Origin of the sequence: Geomonas sp. (assembly GCF_035254065.1) — a bacterium.
Classification (GTDB): Bacteria; Desulfobacterota; Desulfuromonadia; order Geobacterales; family Geobacteraceae; genus Geomonas.
This window is the reverse complement of record NZ_DATFBA010000002.1, coordinates 1-2,411: the sequence shown is the minus strand read 5'-3', so window position 1 is coordinate 2,411 and position 2,411 is coordinate 1. Positions and strand designations below refer to the sequence as shown.

General features: G+C 64.2%; 2 protein-coding genes. Both read right to left on the bottom strand.

Features of this window, described 5'->3' with window-relative positions:
- Positions 1 to 127: 127 nt before the first annotated feature.
- The gene (locus VJ604_RS00095) at positions 128 to 1,606 is read right to left on the bottom strand and encodes a B12-binding domain-containing radical SAM protein (protein WP_324079347.1); all 1,479 of its coding nucleotides are present in this window, start codon (positions 1,604 to 1,606) and stop codon (positions 128 to 130) included.
- Positions 1,607 to 1,622: 16 nt separating this feature from the next.
- Positions 1,623 to 2,411: SPASM domain-containing protein (locus VJ604_RS00090; RefSeq protein WP_324079346.1), on the bottom strand; the 789-nt coding region annotated here is incomplete at its 5' end.

Below are 2,411 nucleotides of genomic sequence, written 5' to 3'. Positions count from 1 at the left end.
GGCGACTGATGAACAAGAGACTGAAGGTCGGCTTTTACTCCAGCGCCTCCGGATACTGGCCGTGGGTCTGGAGCAATAGCCTGATCGACCAGTTCACGGTATGGCGCCTTGAGTAGTAGCAGTCCAGCTACGGCGTCGGCTCGCCGCTCTTTTTCCTCCCCGTCAGCAGCCGCACAAGGCCCACCAGCGGCGACCGGACGACGGACTGCAGGAGCAGATTGGTCAGCCGGGAGGACTCCATCCAGGTGATCGCGGTCCTGACCAGCAACGGCAAGAGCGGCTGGTGCCCCCGGTAGACGCGGAAGTTGAACCAGACGTAGGCGCGCTTGATCTGGGCCTTGCTGAAGGTCGGCAGCTCGATGATCGGCTCCCGGCGCTCGATGCGGGTCTCGGGAACCTCGGTGACCAGACCTTCCCGGACGCACCTGTCGTAGAGCTCGGTGCCGGGATAGGGGTAGAAGATGCCGGTATGATGGCCGTCCGGCTGGCAGGCGCGGTTCAAGCGCAGCGTCTCCTGGTGATCGGCCGGCGTTTCCCCCGGCAGCCCGATCATGTTGAAAACGAAGACCTGCAGCCCGTGCCGGCGGGCAAGGGCCACCACCTTGAGGAAATCCTCGTTGGAGTAGCTCCGCTTCAGCACCTCGCGCCGGATCCGTTCGCTCCCCGATTCCAGACCGATGTTCATCATCTTGAAATTGGCCCCTTGCAACGCGGCGAACAGGCGCTCGTCCACCGATTCCGGGGCGATCCGGAAATGGGCGCCGAAGGAAAGCGGCTCCGGCAGCGTGGCGTTCAGCTCGGTCAGCTCCCGGCAGAGCTCGATCGCCCACTTCTTGTTGCAGGCGATGGTCTCCACCTCGAAGCAGACCTTCCGGCACCGGTAGGTCTCCCGCAGGAAGGCCACCTCCTTGCGGATCTCCGCCGCCGAGCGCGTCCTGACGTACCTCCCCTTGGCGACTTTGCGCAGCGCATGGTTGGAGCAGTAGGTGCAGTCATACGGGCAGCCGCGCCCGCCCAGCACGGTGAATTCGTCATCCTCCTGCTCCACGATCCAGGGCTGCCACATCTCCCGGTCGGGGTAGGGCAGCAGGTCGAGCTCCTGCATGAATTCCCTGGTGGGATTTGCCTCCACGCCCCCCTCGGCGGTCTTGATCCAGAGATTGGCGATGCCGTGCGGGGCCTCCCCGGAGGCGAGCTGGCTGCAGAGTTCCGCCATCGGACGCTCCCCCTCCCCGACACAGACCGCGTCGAAGGCCCCGGTGATGACCTCCTCGGGCCGCAGGGTGGGATGCGCGCCCCCAACCACCAGGTAGAGCGACGGCCAGCGCGACTTGATGAGGCCGGCCAGCCGCGACACGAACCGGTACTGCGAATGGACACAGGTGAATAAGACGAGCTGCGGGGAGAAGCGGGCGACCGCCTCCTCGAGCTTCTTTACGGCGTCGTCGTAGTAGTTGCTCCCCACCACCAGCAACTCGGTCTGATGCCCCTGGGATTTCAGGTAGGACGAGATGTAGGAGATGCCGATCTGCATGCTGGACCAGGTCTTCAACGGCCGTGGTCCGGGGGTGATGTCGTCGATGGTGTAGAGGAAGAGAACCTTCATGCCTTCTCCGGAATGCTTAGGTCATCATGTTGTGAAAAAAATCAACCGGCAGGGGTTTTGGAGGTTCGATGCCGTCGAAGCAGTGCTCGGCGAAGAAGGTGTCCGGCGTGTAGGCGGAGCAGTTGCGACAGATGGGATAGACCTTTCCCTTTTCGAAAGAGCGGAGGATTGCCTTCCGCTTCTCGCCACTCCAGACCGCGGCCAGGTCGTCCCGGTCGGCCCGCCCCAGGGGGAGCTTGTCCCCTTCGAAGTCGGCACAGCCGCAGGCCGTGATGCGCCCGTCCCAGCAGACGGCCACACTCAGGCGGGGGGAGATGCAGGTGGTCTTCTTCCGGCTCTGGTTCCTGGCAAAGGAGAGCTCGCCATGGTTCACCTCGCTCACCCCCCCGGCGTAATTGGCGAAGATGCTCATGTGGCTGACGAAGATCCCCCGGCTGCGGAAGCCTGCCAGCTCGTTCTTGAAGCGGGCTTCGAACTTGCTGTCGTTGGTGCGGAAGGCGAAGGTGAGCTGCGCGCCCTGGGGCAGTTCCCCCCGCAGCCGCTCCAGCCGCTCCAGTGACTTCATGACCTGCGCGAAACGGTCGACGCCGTACATCCGCCGGTAGGTCTCCGCATCCAAGCCGCCGATGCTCACCTGCAGACAGAAGAGCGTTTTGAGCAGCAGGCGGACCTCGTCGTCGGAGTACTCCTCCAGGGCGATGGCGTTGGTGGTCATGGTGATCTGCCGGATCTCGGGATGAGCGGCCAGCAGGCGCAGGCGCTCCAGCAGGTGGGGATCGAGCAGCGCGTCCCCCATCATCGGGGT